This window comes from Diaphorobacter sp. J5-51, from assembly GCF_001023515.1.
Classification (GTDB): Bacteria; Pseudomonadota; Gammaproteobacteria; order Burkholderiales; family Burkholderiaceae_C; genus Diaphorobacter; species Diaphorobacter nitroreducens.
In genome coordinates, this window is record NZ_JSYI01000134.1 from 1 (window position 1) to 25,285 (window position 25,285).

General features: G+C 68.8%; 19 protein-coding genes and 1 pseudogene. 14 read left to right on the forward strand and 6 right to left on the reverse strand.

The features are described 5' to 3' along the window. Positions 1 to 683 (forward strand): NAD(P)-dependent oxidoreductase (locus OX89_RS16680; RefSeq protein ID WP_047351459.1); only part of this gene is annotated, 683 nt, incomplete at its 5' end. A 94-nt stretch (positions 684 to 777) separates the two neighbouring features. Here the strand turns inward: OX89_RS16680 and OX89_RS16685 are convergent. Together OX89_RS16685 and OX89_RS16690 are read right to left on the reverse strand one after the other, a co-directional pair. Next, entirely contained in the window at positions 778 to 1,257 is a 480-nt protein-coding gene (locus OX89_RS16685) for an EVE domain-containing protein (protein WP_011805335.1), read from the reverse strand. A 134-nt stretch (positions 1,258 to 1,391) separates the two neighbouring features. Further along, entirely contained in the window at positions 1,392 to 1,970 is a 579-nt protein-coding gene (locus OX89_RS16690) for a C40 family peptidase (RefSeq protein WP_047351460.1), read from the reverse strand. A gap of 303 nt (positions 1,971 to 2,273) precedes the next feature. Here OX89_RS16690 and mdtD point away from each other — a divergent pair, with 303 nt between their 5' ends. After that, on the forward strand, positions 2,274 to 3,710 hold the full coding sequence (mdtD, locus tag OX89_RS16695) for a multidrug transporter subunit MdtD (protein ID WP_084002087.1): 1,437 nt from the start codon (positions 2,274 to 2,276) through the stop codon (positions 3,708 to 3,710). Between the two features lie 116 nt (positions 3,711 to 3,826). Here mdtD and OX89_RS16700 read toward each other — a convergent pair whose 3' ends face one another. Next, positions 3,827 to 5,695: an ABC transporter ATP-binding protein gene (locus OX89_RS16700; protein ID WP_270173696.1), complete on the reverse strand. Its 1,869-nt coding sequence runs from the start codon at positions 5,693 to 5,695 to the stop codon at positions 3,827 to 3,829. 172 nt (positions 5,696 to 5,867) lie between these two features. Here OX89_RS16700 and OX89_RS16705 point away from each other — a divergent pair, with 172 nt between their 5' ends. The 10 genes and pseudogenes from OX89_RS16705 to OX89_RS16745 all read left to right on the forward strand — a co-directional run bounded on the left by OX89_RS16705 (position 5,868) and on the right by OX89_RS16745 (position 21,960). Further along, on the forward strand, positions 5,868 to 9,011 hold the full coding sequence (locus tag OX89_RS16705; RefSeq protein ID WP_047351461.1) for an EAL domain-containing protein: 3,144 nt from the start codon (positions 5,868 to 5,870) through the stop codon (positions 9,009 to 9,011). 35 nt (positions 9,012 to 9,046) lie between these two features. Beyond that, a complete protein-coding gene (locus tag OX89_RS16710) occupies positions 9,047 to 9,379 on the forward strand; it encodes a YnfA family protein (RefSeq protein ID WP_011805330.1) in 333 nt (110 codons plus the stop codon). A 174-nt stretch (positions 9,380 to 9,553) separates the two neighbouring features. Beyond that, the gene (gene smc / locus OX89_RS16715; protein WP_047351462.1) at positions 9,554 to 13,078 is read left to right on the forward strand and encodes a chromosome segregation protein SMC; all 3,525 of its coding nucleotides are present in this window, start codon (positions 9,554 to 9,556) and stop codon (positions 13,076 to 13,078) included. Positions 13,079 to 13,091: 13 nt separating this feature from the next. Then, the gene (locus OX89_RS16720; protein ID WP_047351463.1) at positions 13,092 to 14,219 is read left to right on the forward strand and encodes a cell division protein FtsZ; all 1,128 of its coding nucleotides are present in this window, start codon (positions 13,092 to 13,094) and stop codon (positions 14,217 to 14,219) included. A gap of 8 nt (positions 14,220 to 14,227) precedes the next feature. Then, positions 14,228 to 14,602 carry a hypothetical protein gene (locus tag OX89_RS16725; protein WP_047351464.1) on the forward strand — a complete coding sequence of 125 codons (375 nt, stop codon included), beginning with the start codon at positions 14,228 to 14,230 and terminating at the stop codon, positions 14,600 to 14,602. 11 nt (positions 14,603 to 14,613) lie between these two features. Next, on the forward strand, positions 14,614 to 16,809 hold the full coding sequence (gene ligA / locus OX89_RS16730) for an NAD-dependent DNA ligase LigA (protein WP_047351465.1): 2,196 nt from the start codon (positions 14,614 to 14,616) through the stop codon (positions 16,807 to 16,809). A gap of 268 nt (positions 16,810 to 17,077) precedes the next feature. Continuing rightward, positions 17,078 to 17,772, forward strand: a 695-nt coding sequence (locus OX89_RS16735; protein ID WP_234305593.1) for a patatin-like phospholipase family protein, incomplete at its 3' end; no start/stop codon positions are given. 1 nt (position 17,773) lies between these two features. Next, positions 17,774 to 17,955 (forward strand): annotated as a pseudogene (locus OX89_RS19240) (patatin); the annotation flags it as partial. 246 nt (positions 17,956 to 18,201) lie between these two features. Further along, entirely contained in the window at positions 18,202 to 20,742 is a 2,541-nt protein-coding gene (locus OX89_RS16740; RefSeq protein WP_047351466.1) for a penicillin-binding protein 1A, read from the forward strand. Between the two features lie 15 nt (positions 20,743 to 20,757). Beyond that, positions 20,758 to 21,960: an MFS transporter gene (locus OX89_RS16745; protein WP_047351467.1), complete on the forward strand. Its 1,203-nt coding sequence runs from the start codon at positions 20,758 to 20,760 to the stop codon at positions 21,958 to 21,960. On the opposite strand, the gene OX89_RS16750 is transcribed toward OX89_RS16745, so the two are convergent. After that, positions 21,953 to 22,501 carry an NUDIX hydrolase gene (locus tag OX89_RS16750; protein ID WP_047351468.1) on the reverse strand — a complete coding sequence of 183 codons (549 nt, stop codon included), beginning with the start codon at positions 22,499 to 22,501 and terminating at the stop codon, positions 21,953 to 21,955. The two genes, OX89_RS16745 and OX89_RS16750, sit on opposite strands and share 8 nt — an antisense overlap. Before the next feature lie 71 nt (positions 22,502 to 22,572). Then, positions 22,573 to 23,268 carry a fumarylacetoacetate hydrolase family protein gene (locus tag OX89_RS16755; protein ID WP_047351469.1) on the reverse strand — a complete coding sequence of 232 codons (696 nt, stop codon included), beginning with the start codon at positions 23,266 to 23,268 and terminating at the stop codon, positions 22,573 to 22,575. 113 nt (positions 23,269 to 23,381) lie between these two features. Between OX89_RS16755 and maiA the strand changes: the two genes are divergently transcribed. Then, positions 23,382 to 24,050 (forward strand): maleylacetoacetate isomerase, encoded by a 669-nt coding sequence (gene maiA / locus OX89_RS16760; protein ID WP_047351470.1) that lies wholly within the window; start codon positions 23,382 to 23,384, stop codon positions 24,048 to 24,050. Positions 24,051 to 24,066: 16 nt separating this feature from the next. Further along, a complete protein-coding gene (gene pgeF / locus OX89_RS16765) occupies positions 24,067 to 24,927 on the forward strand; it encodes a peptidoglycan editing factor PgeF (RefSeq protein WP_047351471.1) in 861 nt (286 codons plus the stop codon). Here the strand turns inward: pgeF and OX89_RS16770 are convergent. Then, positions 24,844 to 25,137 carry a hypothetical protein gene (locus tag OX89_RS16770; protein WP_047351508.1) on the reverse strand — a complete coding sequence of 98 codons (294 nt, stop codon included), beginning with the start codon at positions 25,135 to 25,137 and terminating at the stop codon, positions 24,844 to 24,846. The two genes, pgeF and OX89_RS16770, sit on opposite strands and share 84 nt — an antisense overlap. Positions 25,138 to 25,285 lie beyond the last annotated feature (148 nt).

Consider the following 25,285-nt stretch of genomic DNA (forward strand, 5'->3'; position numbering starts at 1 on the left):
GTGACGGATTCAACAGCCTCACACACAGAAATCCTGACACTCCCGCCCTGGCCGCCCTGCAGCCCGGCACCGTGGTGATCGACTGCTCCACGGCCATTCCCTCGTCCACCGAATCCGTCGCCCGCGCCGTGGCGGCGGCCGGAGGGCGGTTCCTGGATGCGCCGATGACCCGCACCCCCAAGGAGGCCGCCGAGGGCCGGCTGAACCTGCTGGTGGGCGGCGAGGCCGCACTGCTCGACGAAGTGCGCCCGGTGCTGCAGTGCTTTGCCGAGAACATCACGCATACCGGTGCCGTGGGCAGTGGCCACCGCATGAAGCTGCTGCACAACTATGTGTCGCTGGGCAGCGTGGCGCTGATCGCGGAGGCTGCCGCGTGCGCGCTGGCGGCCGACGTGGCGCCGCAGGTGTTCCTGGATGTTCTCGCCAAGGGCGGCGGCGGCGGCGTGGCGCTGGAGCGCCTGCGGCCCTACCTGCTGCAGCAGGACCCCTCTGGGCTGCGCTTCTTCATGTCCAACGCGCTCAAGGACATGGGCTACTACACCGCCATGGCGCACGACGGCGGCGCGGCCGATGGCATTGCCCAGGCCGTGCACGACACCTTTGCCGCCGCCGTTGCCGAGGGTGGGCCGCAGGCGCTGGTGCCGGAGCTGGTAGCGCTGCTGCGCGCCAAGGGGGCGGGTTGATGAAGGTTGGACTTCTGGCGGGATTCCCTTTTCCCGCCTCCAGTCCTCCCGCCTCCCGCCTGTTGATACGTGGCGGGGACACCCGCGCGGCCCGCTAGTCTGCCGCGAGCACCCGCGTGATGAAGGTCCACTCCTGGGACTGCAGCGGCGTGATCGACAACCGGTTGCCTCGCTGCAGTACGCGCATAGACGCCAACTCGGGATGGGCGCGCAGTTCCGCCAGGCCAATGAGCCGTGTCTTGCGCACGGCTTGCACGTCCCGCAGCAGCCACCGGGGTTTCTCAAGGGGTGACTTGGGGTCGTAGTAAGGGGATTCAGGGTCGAACTGTGTGGGATCGGGGCGTACGCCCGAGGCTATGCGTGCAATGCCGGCGATACCGGGTGCAGGGCAGCTTGAGTGGTAGAAGAGCACGCCATCCCCCACCTGCATCTCGTCGCGCATGAAGTTGCGCGCCTGGTAATTGCGCACGCCGGTCCAGGGCACGGTGGCGCCCGGAGCGCCCAATGCATCGTCAATGGAGCACTCGTCGGGCTCCGATTTCATGAGCCAAAAGCGCGTAGTGGGTGTGGTCATGGCTGGAAGGACTCAGGACACCTGTGTGGCTTGCACACCGTCACCCCATGTGCAGGCACTGAAAACGCTGGCCCGGTGCGTAGCTACTTACCGCAATTACTACAGCAGTGCCGGACAGGGTGCCGGCCCCGGTCTCAGTTGGCGGCCGGAGCGCGCGCGGAAATGGCCATGGCGGCAGTGTCTTCGTCCGTGGTCACACGCCGTGCACCGTTGAAGCGCCGCTGCCAGTAGGAAGCGCCCATGTCTTCCACGCGCACCTGCGCACCGGAGCGCGGGGCATGGATGAACTTGCCGTCGCCCACGTAGATGCCTACGTGGCTGAACGCGCGGCGCATGGTGTTGAAGAACACCAGGTCGCCGGGCTGCAGGTCTTTTTTGTCGATGACTTCGGTGGCGGCGGCCTGCTCGTTGGCGCGGCGTGGAAGCACCATGCCCTTGGCCTGCTCATAGATGGCGCGCACGAAGCCGCTGCAGTCAAAACCCGTCTCGGCACTGCTGCCACCCCGGCGGTAGGGCACGCCGATGAAGCCCATGGCGGTGGAAATCAGGGAGGAGGTGCGGTCTGCCACGTTGTGCTGAACGTCCTGTAACTGGACGAGCAGGCTGCGGTCAATGCTGGCTGCAGGGGTGGCGGCTGCCCGCTCTACCTCGGGGGAGGGAGCGGCGTAGGCATTCGAGCAAAGCAGCAGCAGCAGGCACAACCGACGAAACATGGGGCGCGAGGGTACCACGGCATGACGGGAAATCTGCCGACAAGTGATAGTAAATAGTTGATTTACATGGATTTTCATGGACGTGCCCGCGGCGATAGGCAATGTCTTGCTGGGTTTTGCCCGGTGATGGGGTGAAGTGCATTTCGCATGCCGGCCTCTCACCATCTCGGGAAATTGCTTCTACTTTGATAGCGGTTCATGTTTGGTGGACAGGGCCCAACATCGTTTTGACGGATATGACCAGCGCATCAGTCCGCAAACGGGCCCCAATGGCACACTTTGGCCTTCTTTTCTGAGCCCGCCATGGGCGATTTCATGACGCGTGGACCTGTTTCCCCCACTTCGCGCCAGCCGCTGCTGTGGCTGGTCGCCCTGGGCTTCTTCATGCAGACGCTGGACGCCACCATCGTCAACACGGCCTTGCCGGCCATGGCGCGCGACCTGGGCGAAAGCCCGCTGCAGATGCACTCGGTGATCGTGGCGTATTCGCTGGCCATGGCGGTGCTGATTCCGGCGTCGGGCTGGCTGGCGGACCGTTTCGGCACGCGGCGGGTGTTCATGTCGGCGATCGCGTTGTTCGTGCTCGGCTCGGTGTTGTGCGCGCTGTCGTCCACGCTGCCGCTGCTGGTGGGCGCGCGCGTGGTCCAGGGGCTGGGCGGTGCGCTGCTGCTGCCCGTGGGGCGGCTGGCGGTGCTGCGGGCGTTTCCGCGCGACGAGTTCATCCGCGCCATGAGCTTCGTGGCGATTCCCGGGTTGGTGGGGCCGCTGATCGGGCCGACCCTGGGCGGCTGGATGGTGGAGTACGCCTCCTGGCATTGGATCTTCTGGGTCAATGTGCCCGTGGGGCTGGTGGGCTTGATGGCCGCGCGGCGCTTCATGGCGGCGGGAGAGGTGCTGGCCGTGCGTGGATTCGACGCCGTGGGTTATGGCCTGCTGGCCTTTGGCATGGCGGCCGTGTCGCTGGCGGTGGAGGGCATGGCCGGCGGTGGTGCGCGCAGCGCGTCGTCGCTGGTGATGATGATCTTTGGCCTGGCCAGTCTGGCGGCCTACTGGCTGCATGCGCTGCGCAGCGATGCGCCGCTGTTTGTGCCGGGGTTGTTTGCGGTGCGCACGCTGCGTGTGGGGCTGCTGGGCAACCTGTTTTCGCGGCTGGGCAGCTCGTGCATGCCCTTCATGATCCCGCTGGTGCTGCAGGTCAGCCTGGGCTACGCACCCATGCAGGCGGGCATGATGATGCTGCCCACGGTGCTGGGCAGCATGGCCGTGAAACCTGCGGTCACCTTCATGGTGCGGCGCTGGGGCTATCGCGAGGTGCTGGTGGTCAATACCTGCGCGCTGGCGTTGCTCATCGCCAGCTTTTGCCTGATCACGCCCGGCCAGCCCCCGTGGCTGCTGATGGTGCAGCTGGCGGCGTTTGGCGGCGTGAACTCCATGCAGTTCTCGGCCATGAACACGGTCACGCTCAAGGACCTGGACACGGGTCATGCCAGCAGCGGCAACAGCCTGCTGTCCATGGTGCAGATGTTGGCCATGGGCATGGGGGTGGCGGCTGCCGGGGCGGTGCTGGCGAGCTTCCAGGGCTACTTTGGCGCCGCAGATGCGCAGGACACGCTCCACGCGTTTCGCGCCACGTTTGCCTGCATGGGGGTGCTGACGCTGGCGGCCACGGCGCTGTTCCTGCAGTTGCCGCCGCACGAGCCGCCGCGCCCCCATCCCCTGGGCCCCGAGGAGCAGAGCTGAACCGGGACTCTTCAGTCTCTTGTGCTATTGTTATAAGAGCTGTTGGCGCTTGTCAGTATTGCCTTGGAGGCCTATTTCTGTCTTGATTGCCATGATCGTGCGCGGCCGATCCTGTATCAGGCCTCGTCCGGGTCCTGTCCCATGAAGCCGCCGCTCTGGTGCGTCCACAGCCGCGCATAGACACCCCCTTGCGCCAGCAGCTGTGCGTGCGTGCCTTCCTCGACGATGCGGCCGGCGTCCAGCACGATGAGCCGGTCCATGGCGGCGATGGTGGACAGGCGGTGCGCGATGGCGATCACCGTCTTGCCCCGCATCAGTCCGTCCAGGCTCTGCTGGATGGCGGCCTCCACCTCGGAGTCCAGCGCGCTGGTGGCCTCGTCCAGCAGCAGGATCGGGGCGTCCTTGAGCATCACGCGCGCGATCGCCACGCGCTGGCGCTGCCCGCCCGAGAGCTTGACGCCGCGCTCGCCCACCTGGGCGTCGTAGCCGCGGCGGCCCTGCAGGTCGGTCAGCTCGTCGATGAATTGCGCGGCCTCGGCGCGTTCGGCAGCCAGGCGCATGTCTTCCTCGGAGGCATCGGGGCGGCCGTACAGGATGTTGTCGCGCATCGATCGGTGCAGCAGCGAAGTGTCCTGCGTGACCATGCCGATCGCTTGGCGCAGGCTGTCCTGCGTGACGTGGGCGATGTCCTGCCCGTCCACCAGAATGCGTCCGCCCTGCACGTCATGAAAGCGCAGCAGCAGGTTGACCAGCGTGGATTTGCCCGCGCCCGAGCGGCCGATCAGCCCGATGCGCTCGCCTGGGCGGATGGTGAGGTTCAGCCCGTCGATCACTGCCGCGCCGTCGCGGTAGCCGAAGCGCACGTTCTCAAACTGCACCTCGCCACGCGTGACCTGCAGCGGGCGGGCATCGGGCGCATCCACCACCGTGCGCGGGCGGGTGAGGGTGTTGATGCCGTCTTGGATGGTGCCCACGCTCTCGAACAGCGTGGTCATCTCCCACATCACCCAGTGGGCGTGGCCCGAAACGCGCAGTGCCATGGCGGTCACCGCGGCCACCGCGCCGGCGCCTACCTCGCCCCGCGACCACAGCCATAGCGCCGTGCCGCAGGCGCCGAGGATCATGCCCACCACCAGGGCGTGGTTCACGATCTCGAAGCGGCTGACCAGCCGCATCTGTGCGTAGCCCGTGGTCTTGAACGCGTCCATCGCCGCGCGGGCAAACTCGGCCTCGCGCCGCGTGTGCGAGAACAGCTTCACCGTGGCGATGTTGGTGTAAGCGTCCGTCACGCGGCCGGTCATGACGGAGCGCGCGTCGGCCTGGGCCTTGCTCACCTGGCCCAGGCGTGGCACGAAGTACCAGCACGCGGCCGCGTAGCACAGCGCCCACGCAAGAAAGGGCAGCAGCAGCCGCCATTCAAAGCCGCCCGCCAGTGCCAGGATGGTGACCAGGTAGACGCCCATGCCGATCACCACGTCGCAGGTGGTAAAGATCATGTCGCGCACGGCCAGCGCGGTCTGCATGATCTTGGTGGTGATGCGGCCCGCGAACTCGTCCGCATAGAACGCCATGCTTTGGCCCAGCATCAGCCGGTGGAAGTTCCAGCGCAGGCGCAGCGGGAAGTTGATGGCCAGCACCTGGTGGCGCACGGTGGTCTGCAGCGCCACTATGCCAATGCTGGCGACCAGCACCGCAGCCACCCCGGCGAGCAGCGTGCCGCGCTCGGCCCAGAAGCGCTCGGGCGCAGTGGCGGCGATCCAGTCCACCACCCGTCCCAGCACGGCAAACAGCAGCGCCTCGTAGATGGCCACCACGGCAGACAGGGCGGCCATGGCCCCGACATAGCCGCGCAGGCCGCGCGTGCTGGCCCACACAAAGGCGAGGAACCCGGCGGGCGGCACGGTCGGCTCGGCCGCAGGGTACGGGGGGACACGATTTTCGAACAACCGAAACAACACGATGGCGGGCACTCCTGATGCGGCCATGGTACGGGCCGGCGGCTGGCGACGCCGGCGTGGGGAATTGCGCAGGCGCCGCAGCCGCGCGGTCGCAGCAGACGTTGGCGGTGTCTGTTGCCCCCGCACGGGTAAATGCCGCTATGCTCTGCGGCGCGGCGGCTGCCTATCAGCCGTTGTCCTCCTTGTCCATCTGCCCCGCATGCCGACATCCCACGCACAGCGCTCGTTCCCCTGGCACTGGCTCCCCGGAGCGGCCGTGGCGCTGGCCGGTTGCGCGGCAAGCTACGCGCTGTACCACCAGCAGCAGTCCTCCATGCAGGCCATCGCGCGGGTGCGTTTCGAGCAGGAGGCCCGGCTGTTTGCCGAGACGCTGCAGCGGCGCATGGAGTCCCACGCGGTTTTGCTGCAGGGCATGCGCGGCCTGCTGACGGTGAATCCGCAGCTGCGGCGCGCCGACTTCGAGCGCGTGGCGCGTGAGCTGGATCTGCAGCATTACCACCCCGGCGTGAAGAACATCAACTTTACGCGGTACGTGCCCGGCCCCCGGCGGGCGGCCTTCGAAGAGCAGGCGCGCTCCGACCCGCATCTGGACGGCGACCTGCCGCGGGATTTCGCCATCCATCCGCAGGCCGTATTGCCCGACTATTTCGTGGTGGACTGCCTCTGGCCCCAGGGGGGCAACAGCGGCTTGCAAGGGTTGGAGATCCATTCCCAGCCAGCGAACCTCGAAGCCATGCGCCGTGCGCGCGACACCGGCGGGCTGGTCGCCTCCGCGCCGTTCGAGCTGCACCAGGAAACCGAGCACCGCACGGGCGTCATCATCCGCATGCCGGTGTTTGCCGAGCCGGCGGCCGGACAGGCGGGGCCGGCGCGCTTTCTGGGGGCGGTGGGTGTGAGCCTGCGCATCTACGACATCGTGCATGCCGTGCGCACCGCGGGCAACATGCAGGGCTTGGCGCTGCGCATGGCGGACGTGGGCCCCTTCAACAGCGAGGAGCCTGCTCCTCCGCAATCCCTCTTTGAATCGGAGACGCGCGTCGGCACCTCTGCCATGGAATATGAGCAAAGCGTGCGCGTAGGCGGAAGGCGCTGGAGCCTGCAGTTCCAGCCCGTCGTGCCGTTCCTCTCGCCGCAGGAGTCGCGCCTGCCCTGGCTGCTGGGCTCCGGCGGCCTGTTGGTGACCGCACTGCTCACCGCGCTGGTATCGATGCAGGTGCTGCGGAGGTCGCAGGCACTGGACCATGCCAAGGAGACCGATACGGCCTTGCGCGAAAGCGAGGCGCGCCTGCGCGCCGTGTTCAACCAGGCCGCGGTGGGCATCGCCCAGACCGACTCGCGCACCGGCCGCCTGGTGCGCATGAACCAGAAGTTCTGCGGCCTGTTGGGCTACAGCGCGCAGGAACTGCAGCAGATGCGCTTTCAGGACTTCAGCGAGCCCAGCGACCTGGCCGCGGACCTGGAGCAATTGCAGCGGATGCTGGCCGGTGAGCTGAGCGAATACCGCATGGAAAAGCGCTACCGCCGCAAGGACGGCAGCGAGGTGTGGGTGGACCTCATGGTCTCGCCGCTGCGCCTGGAAGGCCAGCCCGAACACCACCTTGCGGTGGTGCAGGACATCAGCAAGCGCAAGCACATGGAGCAGGTGCTGCGTCAGAGTGAGGAGCACCTGCGCAACATCCTGAACCACATGCCCGTGGGCGTGAACCAGGTGCAGGACGGCAAGATCGTGTTCCGCAACGACCGGCACGTCCAGATCTGCGGCTACGACATACGCGAGGCGCCCGACGTGGACACCTGGTGGCGCCTGGTAATGCCCGACGCACACCAACGCGAACATGCGCGCGAGGCATGGCTCGCTGCGTGCACGGCGGCGCTGAAGAACCCCGACGGTGCCATCCGTACCGTGGAATGCGTGATCACCGCCAAGTCGGGCGTGCGCCGCGCGGTCGAGCTGTCCGGCATGATCCTGGGCGATTCGCACATCGTCACCATGGTGGACCAGAGCCAGCGCAAGGCGGCCGAGGAAGAGGTGCGCTACCTGGCCTACAACGATCCGCTCACCGGCCTGCCCAACCGCCGCCTGCTGCTGGACCGCCTGGAGCAGGCGCTGGCCATGAGCGCCCGCCACCAGCTGTGCGGCGCGGTGATGATGCTGGATCTGGACAACTTCAAGACCATCAACGAGACGCAAGGCCCCGATATGGGTGACCGCCTGCTGCGCGAGGTGGCCCGGCGGTTGCGCGACTGCGTGCCCGAGGACGAAACCCTGGCGCGCCACGGCGGCGACGAGTTCGTCGTGGTGCTCAAGGACCTGGGCGCCGACCCGCAGGAGGCAGCCAACCGCGCCGAGGAGATGGGCCAGACGATCCTGGCGGCCATTCGCGCGCCCTTCGACATCGACGGTCAGCAGCACCACACGGCGCTCAGCGTGGGCATCGCCATCTTCCGCGGGGTGCGCGAATCGGCGGACGAGCTGCTCAAGCGCAGCGACCTTGCCATGTACGAGGCCAAGGCCGCCGGGCGCGATACGCTGCGCTTTTTCGATCCACAGATGCAGGCTGCGGTGTCCGAACGCGCGGCGCTGGAGGCGGACCTGCGCGCCGGACTGGATGCGGGACAGTTAGAACTGTTCTACCAGCCCAAGGTGGACCAGGGCCGCATCACGGGCGCCGAGGCGCTGGTACGCTGGCGCCACCCGGACAGGGGCTTCATCTCGCCAGCGGAATTCATTCCCTTGGCGGAAGAAAGCGGACTGATCCTGCGCGTGGGCGAGTGGGTGATGCGCAGCGCCTGCGCACAGCTGGCGCAGTGGAGCGCGCACCCCGTGCTCGGTGAGCTCACCGTCGCGGTGAACGTGAGCCCGCGCCAGTTCCACGAGGGTAGCTTCGTGCCCCAGGTGCTGGAGGCGCTGGCCGCCTCGGGCGCCGACGCGCGCCGCCTGCGGCTGGAACTGACCGAGGGTATGCTGCTGCAGGACGTGGAGGACACCATCGCCAAGATGGTGCAGTTGCGTGGCTACGGCGTGGGCTTCTCGCTGGACGACTTCGGCACGGGCTACTCGTCGCTGGCCTACCTCAAGCGCCTGCCCCTGCACGAGCTGAAGATCGACAAGAGCTTCGTGCGCGACGTGCTCACCGACCCCAACGATGCCGTGATCGCACGCACGATCGTCGCCCTGGGCACCAGCCTGGGCCTGCGGGTGGTGGCCGAGGGCGTTGAGACCGAGGCGCAGCGCGCCTTTTTGGAGCGCAACGGCTGCCACGCCTGGCAGGGCTATCTGCTCAGCCCACCGCTGCAGGCCGCGGCGTTCGAGGCCTTGGTGCTGAAGCGGGCCGGAGTCTGATCGCTGCGGCCTTCTTTTCCATCACGCATTCACGCATGCTGCCCTTCAAGACCCTGGCCCTGTTCCTGCTCACTGCCGTGGCGGAAATCGTCGGTTGCTATCTGCCCTGGTTGTGGTTGCGCCAGGGGCGCAGCGCCTGGCTGCTGGTGCCGGCGGCCGCCAGCCTGGCGCTGTTTGCCTGGCTGCTCACGCTGCATCCGGCGGCCACAGGGCGTGTGTACGCGGCCTACGGCGGCGTGTATGTGGCCGTGGCGCTGGTCTGGCTGTGGACGGTGGACGGCGTGCGCCCCGGCCCATGGGACTGGCTGGGCGTGGCCGTCACGCTGTGCGGCATGGCCATCATTGCCTTTGCCCCGCGTGGGGGCTGAGCTGCCGTAGGATGCTCTCGTAAGAATAGCTGCTGGCGCTTGCTGGGTAAGCGCTAGAGGCCTTTTTTGCTTGCAATCGAAGGATGCCCGGCTGGGCATGGGGCCGACACGAGCGCCACGGTATGATTCCGGTCTTTCCTGCATCTGCGAACCGCCCTGTCCAACGCCTGACCCGTGCGTCTTAACTCGATCAAACTCGCCGGCTTCAAGTCGTTTGCCGAGCCCACCAACTTCATGCTGCCGGGGCAACTCGTGGGCGTGGTGGGCCCCAACGGTTGCGGCAAGTCCAACATCATGGATGCCGTGCGCTGGGTGCTGGGCGAGAGCAAGGCCAGCGAGCTGCGCGGCGAGAGCATGCAGGACGTGATCTTCAACGGCACCACCAGCCGCAAGCCGGCCAGCCGTTCCAGCGTGGAGCTGACGTTCGACAACAGCGACCACCGCGCGGGCGGGCAGTGGAACCAGTTCACCGAGATTGCCGTCAAGCGCGTACTCACGCGCGACGGCACCAGCAGCTACTTCATCAACAACCAGCCGGTGCGTCGCCGCGACGTGCAGGACGTGTTCCTGGGCACGGGCCTGGGCCCGCGCGCCTACGCCATCATCGGCCAAGGCACGATCAGCCGCATCATCGAAAGTCGCCCCGAGGAACTGCGCCTGTTCCTTGAAGAAGCCGCGGGCGTGTCCAAGTACAAGGAGCGCCGGCGCGAGACCGAGAACCGCCTGTCCGACACGCGGGAGAACCTCACGCGGGTGGAGGACATCCTGCGCGAACTCAATGCCAACCTCGACAAGCTGGAAAAGCAGGCCGAGGTGGCAGCCAAGTACAAGGCGCTGCAGCAGGAGGCCACGCTCAAGCAGCACCAGCTGTGGTTCCTGAAGCGCGCCGATGCAGAGGCCGAGCAGGCGCGCGTGCGCGCCGAGGGCCTGCAGGCCGTGAACGACCTGGAGTCGCGCATGGCCGACCTGCGCCGCGTCGAGGCCGATCTTGAAACCATCCGCCAGGCGCACTACGAGGCGGGCGACAAGGTCAATCAGGCACAGGGGCGCCTCTATGAGGCCACGGCCGAGGTCGGCAAGCTGGAAGCCGAGATCCGCTACGTGGTCGAGGGCCGTCAGCGCGTGGAGCAACGCCTGGTGCAACTGGCCGAGCAGATCGCCCAGTGGTCCGCGCGCAAGGAAGAGGCTGAAGCCGAAGTCGAAGGCATCGAAGGCGCCGGCATGAATGCCGAGGAGCAGGCCGAGGTTCTGGCCGCACAGGTCGAGGAGCAGGCGACACGCCTGCCCGAGCTGGAAGACGCCCTGCGCCAGAGCCAGCAGCGCAGCGACGAGCAGCGCGCCGCCGTGGCGCAGGTGCAGCAGCAGATCCAGGTGCTGGCGGCCGAGCAGCGCAGCCTGGACGAGCAAAGCCGCCAGTTGGAGGCGCGCCTGGAGCGCCTGCGCACCGACCGCAATGCCCTGGCTGCGCCCGACGAGGCGCGCCTGGCCAACCTGCGCCAGCAGTTGCAGCAGGCCGAGGAGGGCGCCGAGATGGCCGAGGCGCGCCTGGCCGAGCTGCAGGACAGCGTGCCCCAGCTCGACGAGGACCGCCGCGCGCGCCAGCAGGTCGTGAACCAGGAAACGGCCCGGCAGGCCGACCTGTCCGCGCGGCTGGAGGCACTCAAGGCCTTGCAGGAGAAGGTCAAGGTGGACGGCAAGCTCCAGCCCTGGCTGGCCAAGCACGGGTTGGAAGGGCTGCAGGGACTGTGGAGCCGCATCCACATCGAACCCGGCTGGGAGAACGCGCTGGAGGCCGCGCTGCGCGAGCGCCTGGCCGCGCTGCCCGTGGGCCGGCTGGACCGCGTGCGTGGCTTTCTCGGCGCGGGCGGACAGGACGCGCCGCCCGCGCGCCTGGCGTTCTACAGCACCTCTGCCGCTCCCGCACCCGAAGGGGCCACGAGCCTGCCGCGCCTGTCGGATCTGCTGCGCGTGCACGATGCGGGCCTGCGTGCCGTGCTCGTGGGCTGGCTACACGGCTGCCATACCGCCCAGTCGCTCGATGACGCGCTCGCGCGCCGGGCGCAGCTGCAGCCGGGCGAGGTGATCTACGTGGCCCAGGGTCACGCCGTCGACGCGCACAGCGTGAGCTTTTTTGCGCAGGACTCCGAACAGGCGGGCCTGCTCGCACGGGCGCAAGAAATCGAACACCTGGAAAAGGAGCTGCGTGCCCAGGCGCTGATTGCTGAAGAGGCGCGCACTGCGCTGGTCCGTGCCGAGGCGGCTTATGCCGACGCCTCGCAGCGCCTCGTTGCCGCGCGACGCGAGGCGAGCGAGGCCCAAGGCCGTGCGCATGAACTGCAGGTCGAGACCCTGCGTCTGTCGCAGCTGGCCGATCAGGCGCGGGCGCGCAGCGCGCAGATCGACGCCGATCTGGCCGAGGTCGAGGCGCAGCTGTCCGACCTGCGTGAGCGCCGCGTCACCGCGGAGGCGCGTTTTGAAGAACTGGACATGCAACTGGCCGACAGCCAGGAGCGCCATGCCCAGCTGGGCGACCGCGTGATCGAGGCCGAGCGCCGCCTGTCCGAATGCCGCGAGCAGCAGCGCGCGCTGGAGCGCCAGGCGCAGGAGGCGCAGTTCTCCCAGCGTAGCCTGCAGGCGCGCCGAGCCGAGCTCGCACGCACGATCGACACGGCCGCGAGCCAGCTCCGCTCACTGCAGGACGAGCGCCAGCGCGCGCAGGACGAGCTTGGCCGTCTCAGCGACGCCGCCGCGCAGGGCGGGCTGCAGCAGGCGCTGGACCTGAAGATGGAGCGCGAACGCGTACTCGCCGCCCAGCGCAGTCTGTATGACGACCTGACCGCCAAGCTGCGCGCCAGCGACGAGCTGCGCATGCAGCACGAGCGCGCGCTCGACCCGCTGCGCCAGCGCATCACGGAATTCCAGCTTAAGGAACAGGCCGCACGCCTGGGCCTGGAGCAGTACGGCACGCTGCTGCAAGATGCACAGGCCGACCTGGAGGCCGTGGCCCGCTCCATCGAGGAAGGCGGCGTGCGCGTGCAGGGGCTGCAGGGCGAAATCGACCGGCTGAACCGTGAGATCGCCGCTCTGGGCGCCGTCAACCTCGCCGCGCTGGACGAACTCACGCTCGCGCGCGAGCGCAAGACCTTCCTCGACGCGCAGACCGAAGACCTGACGCTGGCCATGACCACGCTGGAGGACGCCATCCGCAAGATCGACGGCGAAACGCGCACCCTGCTGTCGGGCACCTTCGAGACCGTCAACGGGCACTTCGGCCGCATGTTCCCCGAGCTGTTCGGCGGCGGCCAGGCCAAGCTCATCATGACGGGTGACGAGATCCTCGACTCCGGCGTGCAGGTCATGGCCCAGCCGCCGGGCAAGAAGAACCAGACCATCCACCTGCTGTCGGGCGGCGAGAAAGCACTCACCGCGATCGCGCTGGTGTTCGCCATCTTCCAGCTCAACCCCGCGCCGTTCTGCCTGCTGGACGAAGTGGATGCGCCGCTGGATGATGCCAACACCGAGCGGTATGCCAAGCTGGTGTCCAGCATGTCCAAGGGAACGCAGTTCCTCTTCATCAGCCACAACAAGATCGCCATGGAGATGGCCGAGCAACTGATCGGCGTCACCATGCAGGAGCAGGGCGTGTCGCGCATCGTGGCCGTGGACATGGAGTCCGCGCTGTCCATGGCCGAGGCCTGACCCCGTATTCACCATGAGCAACTTCCAACTTGGTCTCATCATCGCCGGCGCGCTCGTGCTGATCGTCGTTGTCGCCTACAACGCCTGGACAACCCACCGCAACGCGCCCAAGCGCCCGCGACCGGCCGAGGCCGATCCCGCGCAGGAGCCGGTGGCGCGCCATGAGCCCGCCTTTGATGGCGCGGTGCTTACCGGCGCGGGGCTCACCGGCGCGGGGCTTGCCGGGAGCGGCGCCGAAGGCGAGGCCGAGCCCGGCTTTGACGGCCATGCCGTGGATCTGCGTGATGCGCTGGACCTGCCCGTGCCCACGGCCGAGCGCCGCGGCGGGCTGGATCCACTGATCGACGCCATCGCCCCCATCGTTGCCGAGCAGCAGGTTTCGGGCGATGCGGCCCTGGCCGCGCTGCCGCCCACGCGCCGCGCGGGCAGCAAGCCGTTCGCGGTGGAGGGCTTCAACGACGCCGCGCAGCAGTGGGAAACCCCCCAGCCCGGCCAGCGTTACCTGCAGTTCCAGGCGGGCGTGCAACTGGCCAACCGCCTGGGTGCGCTCAACGAGATCGAGTTCTCCGAATTCGTCATGAAGGCCCAGGGCTTCGCCGACGCGATCAATGCCGCGCCCGACTTTCCCGACATGCTGCACGAGGTGGCCCGCGCGCGCGAGCTGGACCAGTTCGCCAGCGAGCACGACGCGCAGCTCACCTTCGTACTGCGCGCGCGCCACGCGGCCTGGAGCCCCGGCTACGTGCAGCAGAACGCCGCACGCCTGGGTCTCGTCGCCGGCGCCATTCCGGGCCGGCTGGTGCTGCCGGCGCAGGGGCCGGGCCTGCCGCCCGTGCTCACGCTGACCTATGACGCGCAGGCCGCCATGTCCGACGACCCCGAGCAGTCCGCCGTGCGCGACATCGTGCTGAGCCTGGACGTGGCCCAGGTCCACCGCTCGCAGCAGCCCTTTGCGCGCCTGCGCGAGGTGGCGGCCGCGCTCGGTGAGGCCATGGACGGCGTGCTGTGCGACCAGAACGGCACGCCGCTGCCTGCCATGACCATGGAGCCCATCGCCGCCGATCTTGAGCAGCTGTACGACAAGCTGGACAGCCGCGAACTCTCGGCCGGCTCCGCGCTGGCGCGGCGCCTGTTCAGCTAGGAACGGGCATGATCGACCTGCGCGCCCATGATGTGCGCTCTTTCCTCCCGGCCCAGGACTTCGCGCTGTCCAAGGCGTTCTACGCGGCCCTGGGCTGCACCCTGGAATGGTCGGACGAAGACTTGGCCCTGTTCCATCTGGGCGGGGTGGGGTTCTACCTGCAGCGCTACTACGTGAAGGAATGGGCGGACAACTGCATGCTGCACATTTCCGTGCAAGACGCGGCCCAGTGTTTTGCAGACGTTTCGCAGCTCATCGGCACGGGCCGCTTTCCTGGGGCCCGCGTGTCCGCGCCGAAGCAGGAACCGTACGGCGCGTGCGTGACCTACGTCTGGGACCCGTCGGGCGTGCTGCTGCACCTCGCCCAATGGGACCGGGCCTGACCCTTCCTGGCATGACTGAACAATCCGACCTTTTTCCGGCTTCTGGGCCCAAGGGGTCTGCGCTGGTAGCTACAAAAATCAAAGCACTGCGCGAGCAACTGAACCGCTGGGCGCACGAGTACTACGTCCAGGACACGCCGAGCGTGCCCGATGCAGAATATGACCGCGCGTTCCAGCAGCTGCAGGCGCTGGAGGGCGCTTACCCAGACCTGGTGACGCCCGACTCCCCCACGCAGCGCGTGCTGGGCGCGGTGCTGGACGGGCTGACACCGGTGCGCCACCGCGTGCCCATGCTCAGCATCCGCACCGAAACCGACACCGAGGCCAGCGGCGCCCAAGCCTTCGACGCGCGCGTGCGCCGTGAACTGAAGCTGCCGCCCGATGCGCCGCCGGTGGAATACGTGGCCGAACCCAAGTTCGACGGCCTGGCGATGAGCCTGCGCTACGAGGGCGGGCGCCTGGTGCAGGCCGCCACGCGCGGTGACGGCGAGGTGGGCGAGGATGTGACGCACAACGTGCGCACCATCCGCCAGATCCCCCTGAGCCTGCCCGCCGGCGTGCCGCCGGTGCTGGAGGTGCGCGGGGAGGTCTACATGCGCCGCGCGGACTTCGACGCACTCAACGAGCGCCAGCGCGAGAAGGGCGACAAGACCTTCGTCAACCCGCGCAACGCCGCCGCCGGCGCGGTGCGCCAGTTGGACTCAGGCATCACCGCGCAGCGGCCGCTGTCCTTCTTCGCCTACGGCCTGGGCGAGGTCACGCCGGCCGCCGAGGGCGGGCCCGACTTCGGCACGCACTTCGGCATGCTGCAGCAGCTCAAGGAATGGGGCTTTCCGGTTGCAGCCCAGGTGCAGATTGCGCAAGGCGCTTCTGAACTCATAGCGTTCCATGAGCGTGTGGGGGCCGAACGGGACGCGCTGCCCTACGACATCGACGGCGTGGTCTACAAGGTCAACAGCCTGGCACTGCAGCGCCAGCTGGGCTTTGTGACGCGCGAGCCGCGCTGGGCCGTGGCCCACAAGTACCCGGCCCAGGAGATGGTCACGCGCGTGGAAGGTATCGACGTGCAGGTGGGCCGCACGGGCAAGCTGACGCCCGTGGCGCGACTCGCGCCGGTGTTCGTGGGCGGCGTCACGGTGACCAATGCCACGCTGCACAACCTGTTCGAGCTGCGCCGCAAGAAAGTGCGCGTGGGCGACCAGGTGATCGTGCGCCGCGCGGGCGACGTGATTCCCGAGGTGGTGGGCGTGGTGCCGGCGGGCGCAGGCCTGGCAGTGCTGGCGGGCTCCGACGCGCTGGTGGACGCCGCCAGCAGCGCGGACGGCACCGCACCCGCGCAGCCGCTGGCGGGGCCGCGCCAGCCCTACGTGCCCAACTTCCGCATGCCGCGCCAGTGCCCCATCTGCGGCAGCGCCGTGGTGCGCGAGCCGGGCGAGGTCAACCACCGCTGCTCCGGCGGGCTGTTCTGCCCCGCGCAGCGCAAACAGGCGGTGCTGCACTTCGCCCAGCGCCGCGCCATGGACATCGAGGGCCTGGGCGAGAAGCTGGTGGACCAGCTCGTCGAGGGCCACGTGATCCGCACGCTGCCCGACCTGTACCGGCTCGGGCTGTCCAGCCTTGCGCAGCTCGACCGCATGGCCGAGAAGTCCGCGCAGAACGTGCTGGATGCGCTCGACAAATCCAAGCGCACCACGCTGGCGCGCTTTCTCTTCGGCCTGGGCATCCGCCATGTGGGCGAGGCCACGGCCAAGGACCTGGCGCGCCACTTCGGCCGGCTCGACGCCATCATGGATGCGGGCGTGGAGCAGTTGCTGCAGGTGAACGACGTGGGGCCCGTGGTGGCCGAGGCCATCCACACCTTCTTCGCGCAACCCCACAACCGCGAGGTGGTCGAGCAGCTGCGGGCCTGCGGCGTCACCTGGGACGAGAGCGAGCCCGCTGCCGCCGCCACGCTGCCCCTGGCGGGCATGACCGTGGTGCTGACCGGCACGCTGCCCACCCTGGGCCGCGACGCGGCCAAGGACCTGCTGGAGTCCGCCGGTGCCAAGGTGGCGGGCTCGGTCAGCAAGAAGACGCACTACGTGGTCGCCGGCGCCGACGCGGGCAGCAAGCTCGCCAAGGCGCAGGAGCTGGGCATCCCCGTGCTGGACGAGGATGGGTTGCATGCGTTGCTGCGGGGCACACCGCCCAACGCAGGTGGGGCCTAGGGCCTGTTCACACTATTTTTGCCAGATGCGTTGCGATCAAAAAGGGCCAGGCGCAAGGCGCCAAACGAAGCTGGGGTGCTACCCCAGCGAGGCTTGGCAACGCCGCGAATGGCCCTTTTTGATCGCAACCCGGAGGGAACGGAGTGAAAACCGCGCCATTCGTCGTTGCCCTCCTAGCCAAGGCCCCGGCCTTGGCGTCGTCACGCGCCTAGATTGGCGCGGTTTTCACGCCATTCGCACTGGCAAAAATAGTGTGAACAGGCCCTAGATGGCACTGACCCGCCGCGCCCCACGGCTGGGCCTTGCGCTGGGCAGCGGCTCGGCGCGCGGCTGGGCGCACATCGGCGTGCTGCAGGCGCTGCGGGAGGAGGGCGTGCGGCTGGACGTGATCTGCGGCTCCTCCATCGGCGCGCTGGTGGGCGCGGCCTACGCGGGGGGCGAACTGGAGCGCTTTGCCGACTGGGTGCAGGGCCTGGGCCTGCGCGATGTGTTCGGCTTCATGGATTTCAATCTGTCGGGCGGCATGCTCAAGGGCGAAAAGCTCATCGCCTTCTGGCGCCGCAACTTCGCCGATTTCGACATCGACGCCTCGCCGCTGCCCTTCGGCGCGGTGGCGACCGACCTGCACTCGGGTGCCGAAGTCTGGCTGCGCCACGGCTCCATCGCCGACGCGGTGCGCGCTTCCATCGCGCTGCCGGGCCTGTTCACCCCCGTGAACCACACCGACGGGCGGCTGCTGGTGGATGGCGGACTCGTCAACCCCGTGCCCGCATCGCTGGCCCGTGCCATGGGTGCGGACATCGTCATCGCCGTGGACCTGAATTCCGACATCCTGCACCGCCACATGCATCCGCTGGCGGTGGTGCGCGAGCCGCAGGCCTCCGTGCCCACGGATGCGGCGCCGGTCCCCGGGCCGGAGCCGGTACCCGAACCGCTGGTCAGCGCCGACTGGATGCGCCGCCTNTGAACATCATGCAGATGCGCATCACCCGCAGCCGCATGGCGGGTGACCCGCCCGAGGTGGTGATCGCCCCGCGCCTGGCGCATTTGGGCCTGCTGGACTTTCACCGTGCCAGCGAAGCCATTGCCGAGGGCCGGCGCGCCGCCCATGCCAGCCTGCCGCAGTTGCGCCAGTTCATGGGCTGAGGTGGTGGCGCGGGCCACCGGGCGGTCAGTGGCATCCGTACAGCGGCCCAGCCTGGCGCGGGATTGGCGGTATAAAGCAGGCCCGGCCCGTCGCCAGGCGCCGCGGCTGGTGCGGCGACCGGCGCGGCGGCGCGTGTTCTGCCTGCCGCGCATGGCCGGGCACCCCTGTCTACGCATTGCTTCTGAATTCATAGCTGCTAGCGCTTGCTGATCAAGCGCTACAGGCCATTTTTGCCCATAAATTACATGGATCTTTCCACGACCCTGCGAGCCCGCTGGGCCCGCCTGCGGCCCGCGCTGGCGCAACTGTTGCATCGGCCCGAGCGCTGGCTGTCCGCGCATGGCCTGGTGTGGCTGCTGGCGGCGCTGGCGCTGGCCGGCGTGCTGTATGTGCTGGCGCTGATCCCGTTCACGCCGGGGATCAGCGACATCCGCAAGGCCAAGAGCGACCAGCCTGCACAACTGGTGTCCGCCGACGGGCGGCTGCTCGCCGAGTACCGGTGGGTGAACCGCGAATGGGTGCCGCTGGAGACCATCGCCAAGCCCGTGGTCGATGCGCTCATCGCCACCGAGGACCACCGTTTCTACGACCACTTCGGCCTGGACTGGCGGCGCACGCTGTCGGCCGTCGTGCGCACCGTGGGCGGTGACAAGCAGGGCGGCTCCACCATCACCCAGCAGCTTGCGCGCAATCTCTACCCCGAGGACATCGGCCGCGCGCCCACGCTCACGCGCAAGATCAAGGAGGCGATCACCGCGCTGAAGATCGAGTGGCTGTATTCCAAGGACGAGATCCTGGAGACCTACCTGAACACGGTGCCCTTCCTCTACAACGCCTACGGCATCGAGATGGCGGCGCGCACGTACTTCGACAAGTCGGCCGACAAGCTCAACGTGCTGGAAAGTGCCACGCTGATCGGCATGCTCAAGGGCACGGCCTACTACAACCCGGTGCTCAACCCCGAGCGCGCGCAGGCCCGGCGCAACACCGTGCTGGCGCAAATGGCCAAGCGGGGCAAGCTCTCGCAGGCGGAATACGAGCGGCTGATCAAGCGCCCGCTGCGCATCCGCTTCGAGCGGCAGGCCGAGGTGGCGGGACTGGCCCCGCACCTGGCGCAGCAACTGCGCCGCCAGCTCATCGACTGGGCCGACCGCAACGGCTACAGCCTGTATTCCGATGGGCTGGTGATCCGCACCACCATCGACGGGCGGCTGCAGGAGATGGCCAACCGGGCCGTGCAGCAGCAGGGCCGGGCGCTGCAGGGCGTGGCCGACGGTGCGTGGGCGCCGCGCAGCGCCTGGGGCCCCAAGAGCGCGCTGGTGCAACAGCTGGTGCGCGAGTCGCCCCAGTACGAAAAGGCGGTGGCCGCGGGTGCCGCACCCGAGGAGGCACTGCGCGAGCTGCTGGACGACGGCAGCTTCCTGCGCACGCTGCGTCAGTCCAAGACCCGCGTTCAGGCCGGTTTTATGGCCATGGACCCGCGCAGCGGCGCCGTGCTGGCCTGGGTGGGCAGCCGCGACTACGCGACCGATCCGTTCGACCACGTGCAGGCTGCGCGCCGCCAGCCGGGCTCCACCTTCAAGCCCTTCGTGTACGGCGCGGCCTTCGCGATGGGACTGCAGCCGACCGACACGCTGCTGGACACCGCGGTGGAGATCCCCCTGGGTGGCAAGCGGGTCTGGCGCCCCACGGACGGCCGCACGCCGCCCAGCGAGGAGCCCATGACGCTGCGCGACGGGCTGGCGTACTCCAAGAACACCATCACCGCACAGCTCATGCAGAAGGTGGGGCCGGCGCGCGTGGTGCAACTGGCCCGCGCCATGGGCGTGCGCGAGTCCGAACTGGAGGCCGTGCCCGCGCTGGCGTTGGGCACGAGCTCGGTCACGCTCAAGGAGATGGTCGCCGCCTACGGCACCATCGCCAACGGCGGGCGTTACCTGGCGCCCCGGGTCATCACGCGCATCGAGGACAAGCACGGCAAGCTGCTGGAGGAATTCAAGCCTGCATCGCCCGAGCGCGCGCTGGACGTCACCGCCGCGCAGCAGCTGCGCGACGCGCTGCGGGGCGTGGTGGACAAAGGCACGGGCGCGGCCATCCGCAGCCGCTACGGCATCACGGCGGACGTGGCGGGCAAGACCGGCACCACGCAGGACAACACCGACGGCTGGTTCATCCTGATGCATCCGCAGCTTGTCGCGGGGGCCTGGGCGGGCTTCAACGACGGGCGCATCACCCTGCGCAGCGACTACTGGGGGCAGGGCGCGCACAGTGCGCTGCCCATGGTGGGCGACGTGTTCCGCCAGGCCCTGCGCGCCAAGGTCATCGACGCGCGCGAGCGCTTCGTGGATGAGGAGGAAAGCTCCTGGATCGGCTCGGCCGCGGGCACGCTGCGCAACTGGGTCTATGACCTATTCGGCCGACCCACGGGTGAGCAGGCCGGCCCGGCGGGCGCTCCGGCGCCGCAGCCCGAACTGCCGCAGACGCCGGCGCCGGCCGCCAGCGCCCCGCCGCCGGAAGAGCGCCCCGAGATCACGGATGCGCCCCTTGTGCCGCTGCAGGAGGTCACGCCCCGCCCCGCGCCGGCCGAGCCGCCGGTGTGGGTGACCGAGCCGGATGCACCGTTGCCGGGTCCGCCAGCCGCTGCTCCGGCGGCGCCCCCGGCGTCACCCGGTGCCGGCCCCGCCGCGCCGCAGGTGGTTCCCGGCGTGGTGGTCGATCCCGTGCAGCGTGGCGTGGTCGTACCCCGGCCGCAGGACAACGCGCCGTTTTTCGTCGAAACCCGCTGACCACGGCCCCTTGGCATGCAGACGCCGCGCCAACCCTCGCCAGCGCGCATCCCCGCCGCTGTATGGGCGCTGGGCCTGGTGAGCATGCTGATGGACATCTCGTCCGAGATGATCCACAGCCTGTTGCCGATGTTCATGGTGGGCGCGCTGGGCATGTCGGCCTTCGCGGTGGGCCTCATCGAAGGTCTGGCAGAAGCCACGGCGCTGATCGTCAAGGTGTTCTCGGGCACGCTTAGCGACTATCTTGGCAGGCGCAAGGGGCTGGCGTTGCTGGGCTATGGGCTGGGGGCGGTCACCAAGCCGCTCTTCGCGCTGGCTTCGGGCGCCGGCTTGATCGTGACGGCGCGCCTGATCGATCGTGTGGGCAAAGGCATCCGCGGCGCACCGCGCGATGCGCTGGTGGCCGACGTGACCCCGCCGGAGATTCTCGGTGCCGCGTTCGGCCTGCGCCAGTCACTGGACACGGTGGGCGCCTTCGTCGGGCCGCTGCTGGCCGTGGGCCTGATGCTGTTGTGGGCCAACGACTTTCGCGCCGTGTTCTGGGTGGCGGTGGTGCCAGGCGTGCTGTCGGTGGCCGTGCTGGCCTGGGGCGTGCGCGAGCCTGCGTCCCAAGGGGGCGTGCGCCGCACCAACCCCATCCGGCGCGAGAACATCCGCCGCCTGGGGCCCGCCTATTGGTGGGTGGTGGCCGTGGGTGCGGTGTTCACGCTGGCACGTTTCAGCGAAGCCTTCCTGGTGCTGCGCGCCCAGAACATCGGCATACCCATGGCACTCGTGCCCCTGGTGATGGTGGCCATGAACCTGGTGTATGCGGCGGCGGCCTATCCATTTGGCAAGCTGTCGGACCGCGTGAGCCACACGCGGCTGCTGGCCTGGGGCCTGGTGGTGCTGATTCTGTCGGACGTGCTGCTCGCAACGGCCCAGCACTGGACCCTGGTGATTGCCGGCGTGGCCGTATGGGGCATTCACATGGGCATGACGCAGGGCCTGCTATCGGCCATGGTGGCGGATGCGACTCCGGCCGACCTGCGCGGCACGGCCTACGGCGTGTTCCACCTGGCCAGCGGCTTGGCCATGCTGGTGGCCAGCGCGGTCGCCGGGTTGCTGTGGGATGCCGTGGGGCCGGCGGCCACGTTCTGGGCCGGCGGTGCGTTTGCGGCGCTGTGCCTTGCGGGTCTCGGTTGGCGCAGCGCAGGGGCTGGTCGGTTGCTCAGGTGATGTCGATGCAGTGCATGCCGAAGCGCCCCGCGCGACGGTCGGCAAAGAACTGCTCCAGCGTGTGCTTGACGGTGCGAAACGCGATCTCGTCCCAGGGGATCTCGTCCTCGGTGAACAGGCGTGCCTCGATGGTCTCGTGGCCGGGATCGAAGCGGTCGCTGAGCAGCGTGGCCAGGTAAAAGAGGTGCACCTGACCCGCCTGCGGCACATTCAGCAGCGAAAACAGCGGGCCCATCTGGATTTGCGCGCCCGCTTCCTCGTCGGTCTCGCGCGCGGCGCCCTCGACGGTGGTCTCGTCCAGTTCCATGAAGCCGGCCGGCAGGGTCCACTTGCCGCGGCGCGGCTCGATGTTGCGCTTGCACAGCAGCACATGGTCCCCCAGTACCGGCACCGTTCCCACCACCATCAGCGGGTTTTCGTAGTGGATTACGTTGCAACTGGGGCAGACGGCGCGCTCGCGCATGTCACCGTCGTCGGGCACGCGGTAGGCCACGGCCGTGCCGCAGGCGCGGCAATGCTTGATGGGGCGGCGGAAGTTCATTCGTTGTATGAATAAAAAACGGCTGCAGCGCTTATGGGGAAAGCGCTAGCAGCTATTTTTATGATAGTGAATCAGGCCACGGCCACGCGCAGCGTGCCCAGGCCGTCGATGCCGCCTTCCAGCACGTCGCCGCGCACCACCGCGCCCACCCCCTCGGGGGTGCCGGTGAAGATCAGGTCGCCGGGCTGCAGCTCCCACGCGGCGGACAGATGTTCGATGGTCTCGGCGATGTTCCAGATCAGCTGGCCCACGCTGCTGCGCTGGCGGTCCGTGCCGTTGACCTGCAGCCAGATGGCTGCCTGCTGCACGTCGCCCGCCTGCGCCGCGGGCGTGATCGGGCCGATGGGCGCGCTGGCCTCGAAGCCCTTGCCGATGCACCAGGGGCGGCCCTGCTTCTTCATCTCGCCCTGCAGGTCGCGACGCGTCATGTCCAGGCCCACGGCGTAACCCCAGATGTGCGACAGCGCGTCGGCCGCGGCGATGTGCTTGCCGCCCTTGCCGATGGCCACCACCAGCTCGATCTCGTGGTGCAAGTCCTTGGTCAGCGTGGGGTAGGGCATCTGGCCGGTCTCGCCCGGGTTCACGGGCAGCACGGCGTCGGCCGGCTTCATGAAGAAGAAGGGCGGCTCGCGGCCGGTGAAGCCCATTTCCTTGGCATGCTCGGCGTAGTTGCGGCCCACGCAGTAGATGCGGTGCACGGGAAAGCGATCGGCCGATCCCAGCACGGGAACGCTGGCCTGGACGGGGGCGGGAATCACATAGCTCATGGTTTTTTGACGCTTTTTAGGGACGGGTGGAGGACGGATGCAGTGTGCCACGGCGCGGGCCTTCCCATGGGCGGCTGGGCGCATTTCGCCCTGCTGGCTTATGCTGCGGCAGCATGAAGCTCTACAACTACTTCCGCTCCTCGGCATCGTTTCGCGTGCGCATCGCGCTGGAGCTCAAGGGCCTGCCCTATGACTATGTGCCCGTGCACCTGCAGAAGGGCGAGCAGCGGGCCCCGGCCTATGCCAGCCGCCTGGGCGACGCGCTGGTGCCGGCGCTGCAGACCGATGACGGGCACCTGCTCGCGCAGTCCATGGCCATCATCGAATACCTGGATGAAACCCACCCCGAGCCGCCGCTGCTGCCCGGCGGTGCCCTGGCGCGTGCCCACGTGCGGGCGCTGGCGCAGATGGTGGCCTGCGAGATCCACCCGCTGAACAACCTGCGCGTGCTCAAGTACCTCAAGCACCAGCTGCAGGTGGGCGACGCCGCCCGGGACGACTGGTACCGCCACTGGGTGCGCCACGGCCTGGAGGCGTTCGAGCGCCAGCTGGCGCTGCTGGCGCAGGAGCGCGCCGCCGCCGGGCTGGCGCCCTCGCGCCTGTGCTGGGGCGAGCAGCCCACGCTGGCCGACTGCTGCCTGGTGCCGCAAATCTTCAACGGCCAGCGCGTGAACGTGGACCTGGGCGGCCTGCCGCTCACCATGGCCGCGTTCGACGCCTGCATGGCGCTGCCTGCATTCCAGCGCGCCCAGCCCTCGGCCTGCCCGGACAGCGAGGGCTGAAGCCGTGGCCCCGCACATGCCCTGCCACCTTCCCCGCCACCTTCCCCATGATTGGCTGCAGCCCGACTGGCCCGCCCCGGCCCATGTGCACGCGCTGTGCACCACGCGCAGCGGCGGCGTGAGCGCGCCGCCCTGGGACAGCTTCAACCTGGGCCGCCTGGTGGGCGACGACCCCGCAGCCGTGCAGGCCAACTGGGCCGCGCTGCAGGCGGCGCTGAACGCCGACGGCCGCAGCGCACGCCCGGTGCGCCCCGTCTATCTGCGCCAGGTGCACGGCACGGCCGTGCAGACCCTGGCCGCCGACACGCCCGACGGCCTGGACGCCGACGCCTGCACCACCCAGGCGCCGGGCGTGGCCTGCACCGTCATGGCGGCGGACTGCCTGCCCGTGCTGTTCACCAACCGCGCGGGCACGCGCGTGGCGGCGGCGCATGCGGGCTGGCGCGGGCTGGCGGCGGGGGTGCTGGAGGCGGCTTTGGAGTCTTTTTCGGCGCTAGCCCAGGTAGATCAAGGGCGGTCAGCTATCAATACAGAAGCAACCACGCCTGCCGATGAGGTCATCGCCTGGCTTGGCCCCTGCATAGGCCCGCAGGCCTTCGAGGTCGGCCCCGAGGTGCGCCACGCCTTCTGCGCCCACGACCCGCAGGCTGGCCGCTACTTCACGCCGCACGGCGGCGCGGGCAAGCTGCTGGCCGACCTGGCGGGACTGGCGCGCCACCGCCTGCGCGCCCGGGGCGTGACCGCGCTCCACGGCAACGACGGCTCGCCCGCCTGGTGCACCGTGGGCAACCCCTCACGGTTCTTTTCGCACCGGCGCGACGCCCCCGTCCTCGGCACCAGCGGGCGCATGGCGGCCTGCGTCTGGATCGGCGGCTGATTCAGCGGCGGCGGCCTCGGCCTGCTGCCGCGCGCGGATCGCCCGCTTGCGCCCCGGCGTGCCCAGGATGTAGAGCACGATGGACATGGGCAGCAGCCCGTACAGCACGAAGGTGACGATGGCGCCCAGCACCGAGCCATTGGCGGCCGTGGCCTCGGCCACGGCCATCAGCACAGTGACATACAGCCATGCGATAATCACCAGATACATGATCGACATCCGCCCTCGAAACCCGCCCGCCAAATCAGTGATTGTGTCTCGCTGCAGCCCCGCCGCGCCCACAATGCCCCACGAAGCTGCTACGTTTTTTGAAGAGCCCGGCGCTTGGGCAACAATCCTCACCAGAACCACCCAGGCC